This window comes from Dyella jejuensis (genome assembly GCF_044904675.1).
GTDB classification, from domain to species: Bacteria; Pseudomonadota; Gammaproteobacteria; order Xanthomonadales; family Rhodanobacteraceae; genus Dyella_B; species Dyella_B jejuensis.
In genome coordinates this window covers 208,795-227,595 of sequence record NZ_JADIKJ010000015.1, presented here as the reverse complement: position 1 = coordinate 227,595, position 18,801 = coordinate 208,795, and the positions used below count along the sequence as shown (strand labels likewise).

At 63.5% G+C, this 18,801-nt stretch carries 8 protein-coding genes; 6 read left to right on the top strand and 2 right to left on the bottom strand.

Annotated features, from left to right (window positions below):
- The first annotated feature begins 178 nt into the window (after positions 1 to 178).
- Complete coding sequence (locus tag ISP15_RS14105; protein ID WP_404548252.1) at positions 179 to 3,766, top strand: hybrid sensor histidine kinase/response regulator; 3,588 nt, start codon at positions 179 to 181, stop codon at positions 3,764 to 3,766.
- A gap of 12 nt (positions 3,767 to 3,778) precedes the next feature.
- Here ISP15_RS14105 and ISP15_RS14100 read toward each other — a convergent pair whose 3' ends face one another.
- Positions 3,779 to 3,919, bottom strand: coding sequence for an MAPEG family protein (locus ISP15_RS14100; protein WP_404548250.1), 141 nt, complete (start codon positions 3,917 to 3,919; stop codon positions 3,779 to 3,781).
- A gap of 249 nt (positions 3,920 to 4,168) precedes the next feature.
- On the opposite strand from ISP15_RS14100, the gene ISP15_RS14095 reads away from it, so the two are divergent.
- Positions 4,169 to 4,567 carry a TIGR03067 domain-containing protein gene (locus ISP15_RS14095; RefSeq protein ID WP_404548249.1) on the top strand — a complete coding sequence of 133 codons (399 nt, stop codon included), beginning with the start codon at positions 4,169 to 4,171 and terminating at the stop codon, positions 4,565 to 4,567.
- 214 nt (positions 4,568 to 4,781) lie between these two features.
- Here ISP15_RS14095 and ISP15_RS14090 read toward each other — a convergent pair whose 3' ends face one another.
- The gene (locus tag ISP15_RS14090; protein ID WP_404548248.1) at positions 4,782 to 6,863 is read right to left on the bottom strand and encodes a M13 family metallopeptidase; all 2,082 of its coding nucleotides are present in this window, start codon (positions 6,861 to 6,863) and stop codon (positions 4,782 to 4,784) included.
- Between the two features lie 570 nt (positions 6,864 to 7,433).
- Between ISP15_RS14090 and ISP15_RS14085 the strand changes: the two genes are divergently transcribed.
- Genes ISP15_RS14085 through ISP15_RS14070 form a run of 4 tightly spaced genes read left to right on the top strand, consistent with a single transcriptional unit; the run spans position 7,434 to position 18,720 of the window.
- Positions 7,434 to 9,659, top strand: coding sequence for a type I secretion system permease/ATPase (locus ISP15_RS14085; RefSeq protein ID WP_404548247.1), 2,226 nt, complete (start codon positions 7,434 to 7,436; stop codon positions 9,657 to 9,659).
- On the top strand, positions 9,656 to 10,891 hold the full coding sequence (locus ISP15_RS14080; protein WP_404548246.1) for an HlyD family type I secretion periplasmic adaptor subunit: 1,236 nt from the start codon (positions 9,656 to 9,658) through the stop codon (positions 10,889 to 10,891). Before ISP15_RS14085 ends, ISP15_RS14080 begins: the two co-directional genes overlap by 4 nt.
- A 2-nt stretch (positions 10,892 to 10,893) precedes the next feature.
- Entirely contained in the window at positions 10,894 to 12,423 is a 1,530-nt protein-coding gene (locus ISP15_RS14075) for a TolC family protein (RefSeq protein WP_404548245.1), read from the top strand.
- A gap of 45 nt (positions 12,424 to 12,468) precedes the next feature.
- Positions 12,469 to 18,720, top strand: coding sequence for an Ig-like domain-containing protein (locus ISP15_RS14070; RefSeq protein WP_404548244.1), 6,252 nt, complete (start codon positions 12,469 to 12,471; stop codon positions 18,718 to 18,720).
- Positions 18,721 to 18,801: the final 81 nt, after the last annotated feature.

The following is an 18,801-nucleotide window of genomic DNA, read 5'->3' as shown; positions in this document are numbered from 1 at the left end:
AACGCCCCGATGTCGCCAGCCGGCGGGCGGAAACGGATCGTTGTCGCGCAGGCGACAACAGCCGTCGCAGAAAAGACACACGGCGGACCCCGGGATTTGGCATGATCCGCGCTGTGCGGGGTGTGTGAAGGGCACCACCCCGCCTGACGTGCCTGAGGGGGCCACTGTGGCGGTTTTCATGTTGGGGCTGGCCTTCATGCTGGGTACTTCCGTACCTGGCGGCCCCGCGTCGGCCGCTTCCGCGGCGCCACCGGCCCGGCCCGCCTCGCATACGCCCGCCGCCGCCCCGCTGCCCACCCCCCAGTTCCGCCGCTACGGCATGAACGATGGCTTGCCCAGCAGCAGCGTGAACGCAATGGCGCAGGATGACGAGGGCGCCATGTGGTTCGGCACCAAGGACGGCATCGCGCGCTTCGACGGCGTGCACTTCCGGGTGTTCAGGCATATCGAGCAAGATCCCGGCTCGCTCTACAACAATGAAATTTCCTCATTGCTGGTCGATCAGCAGGGGCGGCTCTGGGCGGGCGGCCTGGATGCCGGCTTGAACCAGTACGACGCCGCGTCCGGCAAGTTCATCCATTGGGGCCACGATCCCTCCGACCCGCACAGCCTGGCGAGCGATCGCGTGTGGGTGATCGCGCAAACCCCCGACGGCGTGATCTGGGTAGGCACCAGCGAAGGTCTCGAACGCATGCGGCCTGACGGGCGCGGCTTCGAACATATCGCCAATCCGTTGCTCGGTTTATATGCGCCGGACTTCGGCACCGTCACCGCGCTCTATGCCGATCCGCAGGGCTGCTTGTGGGTGGGCTCGGACCGCGGCGTGTTCCGGCGCGAACTCGATGGCAGCTTCGTGCGCATCAAGCCGGCCGATCCCCGGCAATCGATGGACGCATGGCGCATCGATGGCAACGGCCAGGAAGTGCGCATCGCCGCTGAAAGCGGACTGCTGGTGGTGGGTGCCGATGGCATCGCCAGGCCGTTTGGCGAACCGGTCATTCCACCCGGCACCAATGTCATGGTCAGCACCCGCGATACCGCCGGCCATCTGTGGATCGGCACGCAGCGCGGCATGTATCTGCAATCGCGCCCCGATGGACCGGTGACCGCCGTGTTCGACCAGCCCCTGCTGTATGGCAACTTGCCCGGCAGCTGGATTTCGCAGACGCTGGTCGATCGCGAAGGCGGTTTGTGGGTGGCGTTGCTCGATGGCGGCGTGGCTTACCTCGCGCCGGACTGGAACAGCTTCAGCCGTTTCACGCATATCCCGGATGACCCCGGCAGCCTGCGCGATTCGGCAGCGACGACCATGGCGCGCGGCCATGATGGCCGGCATGTATGGGTGGGTGAGCGCGACGGCCGGATCGATCGCCTCGATCCGGTCACGGGCGGCGTGGAGCACATGCTCAGTGGCCTGCGCGGAAAAGTGCTCGGCATGACCGAAGACGATCGCCAACGCCTGTGGGTGGCCGTGCAAGGCGCGCTGTATCGCTATGACTATGTGCATGGCCGGCTCGATCAGGTCGATCCGCAGACGCACGAACTCAACCGTCCGCTGGAAGTGGAACCCGGCATGGACGGCAAGATGTATGCACGCACCTTCGGTCACGGCATCTTCCGTATCGATCCGGACACGCTGGCGGTTTCCCAGGTGGCGATGGACCGGCCGAACGAAAAGGTGATGTGGGGCAGCGAAATGATGCTCTACCAGGGCACCTTCTGGTACGCCAGCGATGGCGGCCTGATGTGGCTGGATCGCGCGCGCGACCGTTTCGTGATGGTGCCCGGCGTACCGGCGGGCCAATCCATCAACGCTTTCGACTTCGATCGCACCGGTATCTGGCTGGCCACCGATGACGGCCTGGCGCATTATCGCCGCCGAGGCGATGGGCTGGTGCTCGATCGCACAGTCGATGCGGCCCGGGGTTGGCCTTCGCTGCAGGCGGTCGATCTGGATGTCGATTGCCTGGGTCGCCTGTGGATTTTCAGCATCGACGGCTTGTGGCGCTTCAACCCCGAGCACGGAAGCTTCCACCAGCTGGGCCTGCAAAACGGTTTGGCAAACGGCGAATTCGGCCGCGGCTTTGCCTTGCTGCCCAATGGCTACCTGTATGCGGCCACGCTCGGGGGCGTGGTGGGCTTCGATCCGGACAAGGTCGAGAAGGCGCCGGTGTCGCCCGCGCTATCGGTCACGCAGGTCAGCGTGCTGCGCCATGGCGTGGTGCGTAACCTTCCACTACGACCCGCACCGATAAAGGTGAGCTGGCGCGACAGCCAGCTGCGTGTCCAGGCCCGGGTGTTTTCGTATATCAATCCGTCAGCCAACCAATACCGTTACCGGTTGCGTGGGTTCGACAGCGATTGGGTCGATCTGGACAACCACGGCGAGCGTGAATTCACCGGCCTGGGCAGCGGCGATTACACGCTGGACATCACGGCGCGCGGCGCGGACGGCGGCTGGATGCAATTGCAGACACCCCTGCGCATCCAGGTGCAGTCGCCGCCCTGGATGCGTTGGTGGGCCTGGCTGCTCTACGCGGGACTGGCGGTGGCATTGGCCATATTGCTGCTGCTGGCCTGGCGTCGCCGGATGGCGCACCGGCATGGCATGCAGCTGGCCGAGCAGCGGCGCCAGATTGCCGAACAGGCCAGCGCGGCCAAGAGCCACTTCCTGGCGACGCTCAGCCATGAAATCCGCACACCGATGACGGGGGTGATCGGCATGGCCGAGTTGCTGCTCGCCACGCCGCTCAATGAAACGCAGCGCGACTACGCCGAGTCGATGCAGCGTGCCGGCAATGTGCTGCTCAAACTCTTGAACGATGCCCTGGACCTCGCTCGCATCGAGGCCGGCAAGCTCGTGCTGGATAGCGTGCCGTTCGAAGTGCGCCCGATGATGCAGGATGTGCTGCGCCTGCAACGCGGCGCTGCGCAGGCCAAGGGCCTGGCGCTCAGCCTGCGCATCAACGATGACGTACCCGCATCGTTGGTCGGCGATGCACTGCGGATTCGCCAGGTACTGTTCAACCTGGTCAACAACGCGGTCAAGTTTACCGAGCGCGGCAGCATCATCATCCACGCCGGCTGGACGGATGATCACCTGTGCCTGGATGTAAGCGACACCGGGCCGGGCATTTCCGAGACCAGCCGGGTACGCATGTTCCATCGCTTCGAACAGGACGAAGGGCCGCAGCGAAGCATTGGCAGCGGACTGGGCCTGGCGATCTGCAACGAGCTGGTCAATCTGATGGGCGGCGGCATGACGCTGGAATCGGCGCTCGGCGAAGGCAGCACGTTCCGGATACGCCTGCCCTTGCAGATGTCACGGCTTCCGGCTGCGGCGGATATGCCTGCGCCGGCTCGCCGACGTGTGTGCGACGTGCTGCTGGTCGATGGCGATCCCGTCGCCGCAAACGCCATCCGCCATATGCTCGAACATCAGGGGCATCGCGTGCGCTACGCCACGCACGGCTTGAATGCGCTGGCTGAAATGGCGCTCGGACCATGCGACGTAGTCCTGCTCGAACTGGAGCTGCCAGGCATCGATGGTTTCCAGGTGGCGCATTTGATGCGCCAGGGCGAAAGCGATGGCGAGCACGTGCCGATCATTGCACTGGGCACACGGGGCGATGAAGCGGCTCGCATCCGCCAGGCGGGCATCGATGGATTCCTGCGCAAGCCGCTGACGGGTGAACAGCTTTCGTCCGCCCTGGCGGCCGCGCTCTCGCCGCGGTCGGCAGTGAAGGTGCAAGTCAATCTGGCGTGAGCGGTGGTTGCCTCAGAACAGCGGAACCAGCAGCAGTACGATACCGACGATGCTCACTGCCCAGACCAGCGTCCGCACATAGGCGATGCCCAGCGCGTACGCCGGCACGTAGATCAACCGCGCCCAGAAAAGCCGGGCGCCAAGCACCGTCATCGCGGACGCCGTTGCAGCACATGGCCGGCAAGTACGGTTGCGGCGAAGAACACGAATGTTTCCGGGAAATTCGCGCGCGGTCCAATCCCGCCGTTACGCCAGTCATGGGGGGCAGGGTGAGGGGCCAACCTCGCCCGAAGAGTCATTCAAAGCACCGCTCCGATATGCGGCAAGGCCAGATTGCCCCTCACCTCGATCCTCTCCCCCAAAGGGATAGAGCAAGAAACATATCCATGGACCATCAAGCTAATGCCTGACAGCACCTGCAACCCATCACGCCAGGACTTGGCCAACCTGCAAGGCCGATGGGAACAAATCGCCCACGAAGCCGATGGCCTCAACAACCCTCCCGACGAACACGGCGCACCCGGCGCCATCACGACCATTCGCGGCCAGCACTTCGCCGTGCACAGCGTAACTGGAGAGTTGCTACTGGAAGGCACCTTCGCGCTTGATGCCTCCGTTACGCCCAAGGCCATCACCTGGGTGGACGCGATCGGCGCGGATGCCGGCAAGCAACTGCCGGCCAGCTACATCCTCGATGGCGACCGCTTCGTATTCATCGCTGCCGACGAAGGCTGCGAACGACCCATGGTATTCAAGACTGTCCCCGGACTGGTGATGCGAAGCTTCGTTCGTCGACGCTAAGTCCGGCAGTCGCGGCGATAACTGCCATACATGGATGGCATGGCGTGACAAACGCCGGCTGCGTTCTTCGTTTTCAAGAAAAGATTCGGAAAGGAGAGTGGCGCTTGTCGCTGATGGCAACGACGGCGCGCCACCATGGTTGTTGGCAAGGTGTGCTCTTACTCCATCCCTCTCCCCGAACGGGAGAGGGAACAAAAGGGAAGCAAGGCAATACTTACCAGATCTTTACCCGCTGATCCGGCGACAGATAAAGCTTCTGGCCCGGCTTTACATCGAATGCGTCATACCAGCCATCGATATTGCGCACAGTTTCCGCCCGGAAATTGGCCGGTGCATGCACGTCGGTAGCCAGGCGCTGGCGCAGCGCGGCGTCGCGGATCTTCGAACGCCATGCCTGCCCGAACGCCAGGAAGAAGCGCTGGTCGCCCGTGAGGCCGTCGATCACCGGTGCAGGTTTGCCGCCCAGCGACTTGTGATAAGCGGCATACGCGACGGTGAGTCCAGATACGTCGGCAATGTTTTCGCCTAGCGTCTGCTGGCCGTCCACATGCAAGCCGGGCAGGGCTTCATACTGGTTGAACTGCTTGACCAGCTTCTGCGTGGCGGCCTGGAAGTGCGCGGCATCCTGCGGCGTCCACCAGTTTTCCAGCTTGCCCTGCGCATCGAAATCGGCGCCGGTGTTGTCGAAGCTATGGCTGATCTCGTGGCCGATGATGGCGCCGATGGCGCCGTAGTTGGCGGCCGCATCGGCGTTTGGATCGAAGAATGGCGGTTGCAGGATCGCGGCCGGGAAATTAAGCGCATTCTGCAATGGCAGGTTCACCGCGTTGACGGTCTGCGGCGTCATCCACCATTCGCCGCGATCCACCGGCTGGTTCAGTTTGGCGAGTTGATGCCGGTATTCGAGCGCTACCGCGCGCTCGTGGTTGTCGAGCGGATCGTCCGCGCGAATGTCCAGCGCGCGATAGTTGCGCCAGGATTCCGGATAGCCGACGCCAACGCGCAGCGTGGCGATTTTTTCCTTGGCCTTGGCGCGGGTGGCCGGGGTCATCCACGACAAGGTATCGACGCGGTCGTCGAAGGCGGCCAGGATATTCTTCACCAGCGCCTGCACCTTCGCCTTGGACGCCGCCGGGAAATAATGCGCCACATAGATCTGGCCGACGGCATCGCCCAGGTCGGTATTGGTAGCGGCGACGGCGCGCTTCCAGCGCTCCTGCTGCTTGGGCGTACCCTGCAAGGTGGTGCCGTAGAAATCGAAGTTGAGGTCGGCATAGGCTTTGGGCAGCAGTGGCGCGGCCTCGTCCAGCGCGTGGTAGCGCAACAGCGCCTTCCAGGTTTCCAGCGGTTCGCTCGCCACCAGGGCGGCGATGCCGGTGGTGGCCGAAGGTTGCCAGACGTCGATCTGCTTCTGTCCGGCCAGGCCGGCAGCCTTGAAATAGGCGTTCCAGTCCAGGCCGGGCGCCTTCTGCGCGAAGTCGCCGACGTTCCAGACGTTATTGGCCTTGTGCACATCCTGGCTGTCCACCAGCGATTCCTGCGCCTGGGCGATCCTGGTTTCCAGGCCGATGATGGCCTTGGCCTGCGTCTCGGCATCGGGCGTGCCGGCCAATCGCAGCAGCGACGTCACATAGGTGAGGTACTTGCCGCGAAACGCCGCCATTTGCGCATCCTGCGACAGGTAGTAGTCGCGGCTGGGCATCGCGATGCCGCCTTGCAGCAGGTAAGCCATCGGATGCGAGGGGTCTTCCAGGCCCTGGGTGACGAACAGGCCGAACACGTGTTCGGTATGGAAGTTGGTGGCATTGATCGGATCGACGTCGGCGCGTTGCTCGCTGCCAAGCACGCTGGCCAGGTCGTTGCGCGTCTTGATCGCATCGATGCGATCCAGCTGCGGTTTCAGCGGGGCGAGGCCCTGCTTCTCGATGCTGGCCTCGTTCATGAAGGCGGCGTAGTAGTCGGCGATCTTGCGCTCATTGGAACCGGCCGCCGCGGGATGCGTGGCGGCATTGCGAATCAGTTCGGCGGTACGCTTTTCGGCCAGTTCGTAGACCTGCAGGAACGTACCGGTGCTGGAGCGATCGGCCGGGATCTGCGCCGTCTTCAGCCAATCGCCGTTGCTGTAGCCGAAAAAGTCGTTGCCGGGCTGGATGGTGTGGTCGATACCTTTCAGGTCGATGCCGATATCCGTGCCGGGCGCGGCGCCTTGTCCGGCACCCATTGCGATCGTGGCCACGCCCAGGGCCACGGCACTGCCGAGCATCGATAAGGTGAGGAGCTTTCGAAATCGCAGCATGACGATCGCCTTCTATGGAGTGAGTTCCCGACGATAGTAGGCCACGACGGTTTTGTGGGCATGACTTTTGGGCTAGGCGAATCGGTGCGCGGAGTGTGGAGCTGCTCCCTTCTTTTGCCGGGGCGAGGCCATGCCCTGAGCGCGCCCTATTTCATCTATCCATATTCCTGAGGAAAGAGAAGCCCACATTGCACGCGCTTGCTTGATCGTTACTCGTCTCAGCTGTTCAACAGTTCACTTGCAATAACCGATGCATCTGCTTTTTGCGCCCCGCAAAAATATCTACGTTAACTAAGTTTGTTTTGATGAAGTCGCGTAAGCGGCAGGCCTCACTCGGCGTCTCCGCTCCAAGGAAACGGAGTGCTACATATTTAAGAATAGTTCTATGGAACAGGCATGACTTACTCGCGACCATAAATGCCACCGTTTTTCCGACGCACCCATATTCAAATCCGTCACGGCTTCATGAGCTAAGGGTTGCACCGGCACGCTCCGACGAAATGTCGCTGCTTGTCAGCAGCATGACTGTGCCGCGAAAAACATCAATGGCTTTTTATGGAGCGTGCAAGCGTGAGTTCTAGCAGCCTCGCGGACCTTTCATCATCGTTACCCGATACGCGCCAAGGCACCTCGGTGGACGATACGTTGCTGCATAGCCTGATGCTGCTCTGTTCGCATTACGGCAAGCAGAAATCGGTTCATGCCTACAAGGCGAACCTGCCTTTGGTGGGGCCGCTGGAGCCTTCGCTGGCGCTATCGGTGTTGGATCAGGCCGGCATGTCCGCGGCCCTGGTCAAGCGCAAGGCGGCCACCATCTCGCCACATCTGTTGCCGGTGGTTTTGCTGCGCAGGGATCGCGGCGGCTGCGTGCTGCTGGGTTGCCAGCGCGTGGAAAAAGAATTGCGCTATCGCGTCATCATGCCGGAGGTTGGCGATACGGCCGTGGAAGTCGGCCAGGAAGAGATGGACGCGATGTACGCGGGCGTTGCGATCCTGGCCAAGCCCAAGCCGGATACGCAACCCGATGCGCGCACTGGCACCTTGCCGCCTGCCGCCAAGGGCCACTGGCTGTTCGCCACGCTGTGGCGCTATCGCTCGTACTACGGCCAGGCCGCGCTCGCCAGCGTGCTGGTCAATGTGCTGTCGCTGGCCAGCATTTTCTTCACCATGAACGTGTACGACCGCGTGGTGCCGAATTACGCGCTGGTCACCATGTGGTCGCTTGCCATCGGCGTGGCTATCGCCATGGTTTTTGAAGGCGTATCGCGTTTCGTGCGCAGCTACGTGCTGGACATGGCCGGCAAGAAGGCCGACCTGGTGATGGGCAGCATGGTGTTCCGCCAGGCGATGTCGGTGCGCATGGAATACAAGCCCAGCTCGCCCGGCACGTTCGCCAACCAGTTGCGCGAGTTCGATTCGGTGCGTGACTTCGTGACCTCGGCCACGTTGTCGGCGATTGCCGACCTGCCGTTCGTGCTGTTGTTCGTGGCGGTGATTTTTGCCGTGGGTGGCCCGCTGGGCTTCGTGCCGCTGGCGATGATCCCGCTGGTCATCATCGTCAGCACCATCGTGCAATGGCCGCTGTCGCGCGTCATGAACGAGAACTTGCGCGAATCGTCGTTGAAGCAGGGCGTGTTGATCGAATCGATCGAAGGCATCGAGACACTCAAGGCGGCCGGCGGCGAAGGCTTCATGCAGCGGCGCTGGGACCATTTCAGCGCACTGTCGGCCGCCACGTCGATGAAGTCGCGCCATCTTTCCGGCTTGGCGACCAATTTCATCACTTTCTTCCAGCAGTTGCAGACGGTCATCCTGATCGTGATCGGCGTCTACCTGATCGAAGCGCATACGCTGACCCAGGGCGCGCTGATTGCCACGGTGATGCTGGGCAGCCGGGCGATCGCGCCGTTGAACCAGGTGATCGGCCTGGCCGTGCGCTACCAGCAGGCGAAGGTCGCGCTGAAGTCGATCGACCAGCTGATGGCGACGCCGACCGAGCGCGATGCCAGCCAGGAATATCTTTCCGATCATGTCATCACCGGCCGGATGCAACTGCGCAACCTGGGCTTTTCCTATCCGGTGCCGCAGGGACAGCCGCCGCCGCCGCCCATGCTCAGCGGGATAAATCTGTCGTTCGCCGCCGGCGAGCGCATCGGCATCGTCGGCAAGGTCGGCAGCGGCAAGTCGACGCTGCTGCGCATCGTGGCGCGCCTTTACCAGCCGACCCAGGGCGAATTGCTTGCCGATGGGCTCAACGCTTCGCAGCTCGATCTTGCCGACTGGCGTGCGGCGGTGGGTTACGTCGGCCAGCATTCGCGCCTTTTCTACGGCACCTTGCGACAGAACATCATGTTGGCGCGGCCGCAGGCCAGCGCCGAGGAATTCCTGCACGTGCTGCGCCTTACCGGCCTGGAGGGCATGGCGGCGCGTCATCCGCTGGGCGTGAACCTGCCGATCGGCGAAACCGGCGAAGGCTTGTCCGGTGGCCAACGGCAACTGGTGGCGCTGGCGCGGGCCCTGCTGGCACAGCCCAAAGTGCTGCTGCTCGACGAACCCACCAGCGCCATGGATAGCCAGACCGAGGCGCGCTTTATCGAACATCTCGCGCGCGCCACGCAAGGGCAGACATTGTTGCTCGTGACGCATCGTCCGTCGGTGTTGAGCCTGGTCGATCGCGTGCTGGTGGTGGACGAGGGCAAGCTGGTGGCCGACGGTCCCAAGGACACGGTACTGGCGAACCTGGCGGCGGCACGTGCCGCCGAGACCGCGCCGCGTGCTGCCAAGGTGTCGTCATGATCGCGCCGTGGCTGCGCGGCAAGCGCAAGAACCAACAGGCGTTGCAGGCCGGCGATGCGAAATACGTCAACGACCTCCATGAAGCGCTGCTCGCCCAATCCCTGCCCGCGACGCGAATCACGTTGTGCGTGATCGCCGTGGTGCTGGTCATTGGCATGACGTGGGCGCACTTCGCGCGGGTCGAGGAAGTGACCCGCGCCGAGGGCAAGGTGGTTTCGCAGAGCCGCGAGCAGGATATCCAGAGCCTGGATGGCGGCATCCTGGCGGATATGCGGGTGCACGAGGGCGAGCAGGTATCCAAAGGCCAGCTGTTGCTGAAGATCGATCCGACGCGCGCGCAGGTCGGCTATCGCGAAGTGCTGTCCAAGGTGATCGGCTTGAAAGGCACGGTTGCCCGCCTGAAGGCCGAAGCCTATGACACGCCGCTGGTTTTCCCCGAGGAGGTCCGTAAGGACGCCAAGGTGGTGAAAGAGGAGACCGACGCTTATCGCGCGCGCCGCCATGCGCTGGATCAGGCGGTGGCATCGCTGCAGCGCAGCTACGACCTTTCCGCGAAGGAGTTGGCGCTATCCGAGCCGCTGATGCACAAGGGGCTGGTATCGGAAGTGGAAATCCTGCGCATGCGGCGCGACGCCAACAGCTTGCAGGCGCAGATCGTCGAGCAACGCAACCGCTTCAAGGCCGAGGCCAATTCGCAACTGGCGCAGGCGCAGCTCGAACTGGCGCAGACCAGCGAAAACCTCGTCGGCCACGCGGACGCGCTGGAGCGTACCGACGTGGTCGCGCCACTGGATGGCGTGGTCACCAATATCCGCATCACTACCCTCGGTGGCGTGATCAAGCCGGGCGAAACCATTTTGCAGGTATCGCCGGTCGACGAGCCGTTGTGGGTCGAGGGCAAGATCAAGCCGTCGGAAGTCGGCTTCGTGCACCCCGGCCAACCGGCGACGATCAAGCTTTCCGCCTATGACTATGGCATTTACGGCGCGCTGAAGGGCGTGGTGAAAGTGGTCAGCGCCGATACCCTGGAAGACGAGCGCAAGCCCAACGAGGAACGCTTCTATCGCGTGCTGGTGCAATCGGACCAGCGCACGTTGCACGCTGGCGGCAAGGCGTTGCCGATCATTCCCGGCATGACCGCGACGATCGATATCCGCACCAGCGAAAAGACCATCCAGGATTACATCCTCAAGCCGGTTTTCAAGGCCCGCGAAGCATTCCGGGAACGATGAACATGCACCCAAGTACATGCTGGCCTGCCGCGTCGGGCAGGCGATGGAACGGCCTGTGGATGCTGGCGATATCGCTGGCATGCACGGGCATCGCCGCGGCGAACGACGGCACCGCGCCGCCGCCACGCGCATCGGTGGCGGCGGCGGCCACGGTGGACGAGGAGGGCGCGGCGCCGGCGCCGCACGGACCCGTCACCGGCGCCTCGCCTACCGTGGCCGCTTCCGTGTTTGCGCAATGGCTGAACGATGCGCCCGAAGACGAGTCGCTGCATCGGCGTGATGCGGCGCTCACGGCGGCGCAACTGCGCAAAATGTTTTACGACATGGCCACGCTGGCGGCGGCGGCCAGTCCCGATGTGTTGCAGGCGCGTGCGCAGGCCGAAGCGGCCGGCGACGACGTCGGCACCGCGCGCGGGCAGCGCCTGCCGCAGGTCTCGCTGGGCGCACAGACCCGCGCCAAGACGTTTGGAGGCCCGTCCTTGTCGCCGAACGATACGAACCGGTACGACTCCGTATCGCTCAACATGCAAACCACCGTGTTCGACTGGGGCAGCGGGCGCAAGAACGTGCAAAGCAGCCGGCAACTCGCGCAGGCCGCCGGCCTGGGCTATCGCGCGGCGCTGGAAAGCAACGCCCTGGACGTCTGCACGACGCTGCTGGAACTCGGCCGCCACCGCACGATGACGGCGCTGGGCGATGCCTACGTCGCACGCATGCGCACGCTGGTGAACATGCTGGCGCAGATCGCCAGGGCCGACCAGGGGCGCCGCAGCGAATGGGTGCAGGCCAAGGCGCAGTTGCTGTCGGCCATGACGGTACGCGATACCAGCGCCACACAAATGCGCAACGACGAACTCAAGCTGCGCATTCTGCTCAACGGCCAGCATGCGGAGATACCCGACGGCGGCCGCTGGCCGATCAGCGATGAAGGCCTCAAATCCCTGGCCGGCGATTATCGCGATCATCCCGCCGTACTGCAGGCCAAGGCGACCGCTGCCGCGGCCGACCTTCACGCCGGTTCGCTCGGTGCTTCGTTCAAGCCGCGCGTCGACTGGCTGGTCAGCAAGAGCGCCTTCCGGGATGCGCAGGGATTGCAGCGACCGTGGCAAACCGTGTTGCAGGTGAGCTGGCCGCTCTTCAGCGGCGGCGCCAATTCGTCGTCGCGCCGCGCCGCGTTTGCGCGCGCCGAGGGCAGCCATCAACAAGCCGCGTCGCTGGAGCGCAACTACGAGTACCAGCTGCGCGATGCGGTGTTGAATGCACGCGATGCTTTCAAGCGCGCCGACGACTATGGCGACCTGGTCAATGAAACCTTGCAGGTGCGCAAGGCGATGTTCGAGCAGTGGTACCAGCTGGGCAAGCGCAGCCTGCTCGACGTGCTCATCTCCGAAACCGATCACTACAACGATCAGATAGGCGAGGTCAGCAGCCGCTTTGACGGTTACGAAGCCGTCATCAGCGCTTATGCGGGCGCGGGCAAGTTGCTCGATTGGCTAAGCAGTTCAGGGGAAAACGAAGCAAGCAAGCAGTAGACAGGCCTCGGCCTACCAAGAACCAAGACAAACGAAGGATAAGCAGTGATCGACAACAGGATGACGTCAGGGAAGGCCGTTTCGCCGGCCATCATCACGGATGTATTCAGCAGTTATGACCGCATCGAGAACGGCGGGACCATCTACACCGTAACGCCGCAGATGGAAGGCCTGGCCACGCCGAACAGCCTGGTCCGTATCTATGACAACGGTGTGTTGCTGACCAGTGCGTATAGCAATGATCAAGGCAACTGGTACTGCACGCTTCCCACAGAAAAGTCGCTGGCCAACGGTTCGCATGTGCTTACGGCCGCCGCTGCCGGCGAGCCTGCCGGTGAGGGTTTTTCGATGACGGTGTACTTGCCGTCGCCGGCCATCTCCCTGGTGCAGGACCTGGTCGGCGATATACAGGGCGACCATTACAGTGGCTCGACTATCGACGACACTCATCCCACGCTGCGTGGCGAGGCCGTCGCCAATGGCCTGGTGACGATCTACAGCGATGGCCAGGTGCTCACTACCGTAAACGCCAATCGATACGCCGGCTGGCATGTGTCGGTCGATTTGCCCCCGGGGACGCATCATCTTGTCGCGGTCGATTCGACTGGCCGTGCCAGTGAGCCGTTCGAGGTGACGGTGGTGGCACCCAAGGTCAATCCGACGCCCACCATCGACGGTATCTACGGCAGTGAGGGCGAGCTCTTGAACGAGGGCGGTACCAGCGAAACCGCGCGCCCGACCCTCTCTGGCACGGCGGCCCCTTTAAGCTTCGTAACGATCTACGACGGGGACCTGAACCATCCGATCGGCACGGTAAGGGCCAGTGATTGGGGCACCTGGCACTTCATGCCGGTAACCGATCTTACCCAGGGCACGCATCAATTCATCGCGGCCACGGCGAGCAGCGAGCCCAGCGCCGCCTTCGTGATCGATATCGCTGCCGCGCCACCGGCATCGGTGGAGATCACGGGCGTCTATGACGGTGAGGGTTACTCGCAGGGTTACCTTGCCAATGGCGACACCACCGACGATACACGGCCGACCCTGGAAGGCAGCTACGTCCCGTATGGAACGGTCAAGATCTATGACGGCGCCAGTTTGCTGGGAACCGCGCCGGTCGGCCCCGACGGACGCTGGTCCTACACGCTTCCGCTTTCGCAGGCGCTGTCCGTGGGTACGCATGTCTTGCATGCTTCATCCGAAGATGGCGCGCACGATGCGACGTTCACGATCGTGATCGAGGCGCCGCCCGCCATCACCGGCGCGTATGACCATGTCGGTCCATCGCAAGGCGAGATTGCATCGTTCGGCACGACCGACGACAACCAGCCCACCTTGCGCGGCACCGGCGTGCCCGGCACGACCGTGACCATCCGCGATGGCGGCTACCCGATCGGCACGGCACATGTCAATGACGACGGTTCGTGGGAGATGACGCCGGAGCAGCCGCTGAGCGACGGCAACCACTTCTTCTCGGTGCAGTCCGAGATCGGCACGGTGGGCAACGATTTCTTCATCGGGATCGTTACGCAGGCGCCGCCCGCGCCGCCCGCCATCACCGGCGCCTATGACCATGTCGGTCCATCGCAAGGCGAGATCGCATCGAACGGCAAGACTGACGACAACCAGCCCACCTTGCACGGTACCGGCGCGCCTGGTACGACCGTGACCATTCTCGATAACTACCTCCTGATCGGCACGGCACATGTCAATGACGACGGCTCGTGGGAGATGACGCCGGAGCAGCCGCTACGCGACGGCAACCACTCCCTCACCGTGCTGGCCGAGAACGGCATGGCAGGCAACGAGTTCTTCATCGGGATCGTTACGCAGCAGCCGCCTGAGCCGCCCGCGCCGCCCGCCATCACCGGCGCCTATGACCATGTCGGTCCATCGCAAGGCGAGATCGCATTGGCCGGTACGACCGACGACAACCAGCCCACCTTGCACGGTACCGGCGTGCCCGGCACGACCGTGACCATCCTCGATGGCGGCCGCGCGATCGGTACGGCACATGTCAATGACGACGGCTCGTGGGAGATGACACCGAAGCAGCCGCTGAGCGACGGCTACCATTCCCTTGGGGTGCAGGCCGAGAGCGGCACGATGGGCAACACTTTCTTCATCGGGATCGTTACGCAGGCGCCGCCCGCGCCCCCCGCCATCACCGGCGCATACGACCATGTCGGTCCATCGCAAGGCGATATCGCATCGAACGGCAAGACCGACGACAACCAGCCCACCTTGCACGGTACCGGCGCGCCCGGCACGACCGTGACCATTCTCGATAACTACCTCCCGATCGGCACGGCACATGTCAATGACGACGGCTCATGGGAGATGACGCCGAAGCAGCCGCTGAGCGACGGTAACCACTTCCTCACGGTGCAGTCCGAGAGCGGCACGATGGGCAACGCTTTCTTCATCGGGATCGTTACGCAGGCGCCGCCCGCGCCGCCCGCCATCACCGGCGCGTATGACCATGTCGGTCCATCGCAAGGCGATATCGCATCGAACGGCAAGACCGACGACAACCAGCCCACCTTGCACGGTACCGGCGCGCCCGGCACGACCGTGACCATTCTCGATAACTACATCCCGATCGGCACGGCACATGTCAATGATGACGGCTCGTGGGAGATGACGCCGAAGCAGCCGCTGAGCGACGGTAACCACTTCCTCACGGTGCAGTCCGAGAGCGGCACGATGGGCAACGCTTTCTTCATCGGGATCGTTACGCAGGCGCCGCCCGCGTCGCCCGCCATCACCGGCGCCTATGACCATGTCGGTCCATCGCAAGGCGAGATCGCATCGAACGGCACGACCGACGACAACCAGCCCACCTTGCACGGCACCGGCGCGCCCGGCACGACCGTGACCATTCTCGATAACTACCTCCTGATCGGCACGGCCCATGTCAATGACGACGGCTCGTGGGAGATGACGCCGAAGCAGCCGCTACGCGACGGCAATCACTCTCTCACGGTACACGCCGAGAACGGCACGGCAGGCAACGAATTCTTCATCGGGATCGTTACGCAGCCACCCGCGCCGCCCGCACCGCCCGCCGTCACCGGCGCGTATGACCATGTCGGTCCATCGCAAGGCGAGATCGCACCGTTCGGCACGACCGACGACAACCGGCCCACCTTGCACGGCACCGGCGTGCCCGGCACGACCGTGACCATTCTCGATAACTACCTCCCGATCGGCACGGCCCATGTCAATGATGACGGTTCATGGGAGATGACGCCGAATCAATCGCTGAGCGACGGCGCCCATTCCCTTAGGGTGCAGTCCGAGATCGGCACGGTGGGCAACGATTTCTTCATCCAGATCGTTACGCAGGCGCCGCCCGCGCCACCTGCGCCGCCCGCCATCACCGGCGCATACGACCATGTCGGTCCATCGCAAGGCGAGATCGCATCGAACGGCACGACCGACGACAACCAGCCCACCTTGCGCGGCACCGGTGTGCCCGGCACGACCGTGACCATTCTCGATAACTACCTCCTGATCGGCATGGCCCATGTCAATGACGACGGCTCGTGGGAGATGACACCGAAGCAGCCGCTACGCGACGGCAATCATTCCCTCACGGTGCACGCCGAGAACGGCACGGCAGGCAACGAATTCTTCATCCAGATCGCTACCCTGCCACCGATTGCCATCGATACGCCGCCGGAAATCCTGCATGTTTCCGATGCGGATCACGCAGCGGCCGGCCTGTGGAACGACAGCACGACGATCAACGACCCACGACCGCTGTTGCAAGGTACGGCAGTACCCAACAGCCTGGTGACGATCTACGACGGCGATCGCAACCATCCCATCGGCACGGCGCAAGCCGGTCAAGACGGGCAATGGAAATTCATGCCGGGCACGCCCTTGAGCGAGGGCACGCATCAATTCATCGCGGCCACGGCGAGCAGCGAGCCCAGTGCCGCCTTCGTGATCGATATCGTGGCTGCCGCGCCACCGGCATCGGTGGTGATCACGGGCGTCTATGACGACGTGGGTAGCTCGCAGGGTTACCTTGCCAATGGCGCCACCACCGACGATACACGGCCTACCCTGGAAGGCAGCTACACCCCGAATGGGACGGTCGTGATCTATGACGGCGCCAAGTTCCTGGCGACCGTGCCGGTCGGTCCCGACGGCCACTGGTCCTACGCGCTTTTGGACGCTTTATCCGATGGTACGCATGTCTTGCATGCTTCATCCGAAAATGGCGCGCCCGATGCGACGTTCACGATCGTGATCGACACGCAGCAGGCGCCGCCCGCCATCACCGGCGCGTATGACCATGTCGGTCCATCGCAAGGCGAGATCGCATCGAACGGCACGACCGACGACAGCCGGCCCACCTTGCGTGGCACCGGTGCGCCCGGCACGACCGTCACCATCCTCGATGGCGGCCGCGCGATCGGCACGGCACATGTCAATGACGACGGCTCGTGGGAGATGACGCCGAAGCAGCCGCTGCGCGACGGCTACCACTTCCTCATGGTGCAGTCCGAGAACGGCACGGCAGGCAACGAATTCTTCATCGGGATCGTTACGCAGCAGGAGCTTCCCGCCATCACCGGCGCGTATGACCATGTCGGTCCATCGCAAGGTGACGTCGCACAGAACGGCACGACCGACGACAACCGGCCCACTCTGCACGGTACCGGGGAGCCCGGCACGACCGTGACGATTCTCGATGGCGGCCGCCCGATCGGCACGGCATATGTCAATGACGATGGTTCGTGGGAGATGACGTCGAGGTGGCTTTTGAGCGATGGCTATCACACGCTCATAGCGCGGTCCGAAAACGGCGACTTGGGCGACAGTTTCTCGCTTCACGTCGATACCAAGCCGCCGATCGACATCACCACGCCGCCGGAATTCCTGCATGTTTCCGATGCGGATCACGCCGCGGCCGGCCTATGGAACGACAGCACGACGATCAGCGACCCACAGCCGCTGTTGCAAGGTAAGGCGGTGCCCAACAGCCTGGTGACGATCTACGACGGCGATCGCAATCATCCCATTGGCACGGCGTTAGCCGATCGAAACGGGCAATGGAAATTCATGCCGGACACGCCCTTGAGCGAGGGTGCGCATCATTTCATTGCGACGACCGAGCATAGTGCGCCCAGTGCCGAATTCACGGTAACCATCGTGGCCGCCCCGGCGAGCGACCATGCCCCGGTGATCAACAGCCTGTACGACTACGAAGGTGTGCAGCAGGGCACTGTCCATCAAGGTGGCACGACCGATGCGACGCATCCGACCCTGTTCGGCACCGGCGTGCCCAACAGTATCGTGACCATCTATGACGGCGACCATGTACTTGGCAGCACGCGCGTCTATTCGGATGGCAACTGGAATTTCACGCCAGACACTGCGCTGGGCGACGGCCTGCACAACCTCATCGCGGCCGGAGCGGATGGTGCAACCAGCACCCCGTTTACTGTCACCATCGATAGCGCGGTTATTCCGCCCATCACCACGCCGGTGCTGAGCATCGATGTGGCGATGGATAACGTGGGCGTCTACCAGGGGGCGCTGCAAAATGGCGCTCATACCGACGACACCACCCCGACGTTGCAGGGCTCGGCAGCCGCCAACAGTATGGTGATTGTCGCCGACGGTACGCATGTGCTCGGCACGGCAGTCGCCAACGAGTTCGGCCAGTGGAGGTTTACGCCGGAGCAACCGCTCGAGCCCGGCGCGCACCCGTTCACGGTCACCGATGCCCAAGGTGGCCGGAGCGCACCGTATGCGATCACCATCGATACCCCCACTTCGGCGCCGGTGATCGATCATGCGCATGACAATGCCGCGGCTTCGCAAGGCGACTTCGCCAGCGGTGGCGTGGTGCACGATACGCATCCGACATTGGTGGGCTATGCGCCGGCGGGCAGCGTCGTGACCATCGCCGATGGCGACCAGGTCCTTGGCGTTGCGCGGGCCACCAACAAGGGCGAATGGACATTTCCCATGGAACTGGGCGATGGCGTGCACCATCTTACGGCGTCGACGGCAAATGGCAGCAGCGAATCGTTTGTCCTTATCGTGGAAGCACCCGTCGCGATCAACGCTCTTTCCGTCGCCGATGTGCTGCATGGCGGCGAGACCGAGCTGTTTGCCGTGCAGCCGGTACACGATGATGCGTCACTCGTCTTGCGCGTGGACGGCGACCAGGGCAACGGTGTCGTGCAGGCACCGGTTGCGATGTCGAACGATGTCGTGCTGCTCAATATCCACCAAGCGCTGCCCCATGAAGCCATCACCACGCATGTGATGTAACCGGAACTGGTTGGCGCACGTATTTGCACGGTGCGTGCGCCAACCGCTGTTACCCGGCGCTGGCGGCTTGTATTCCAGCCG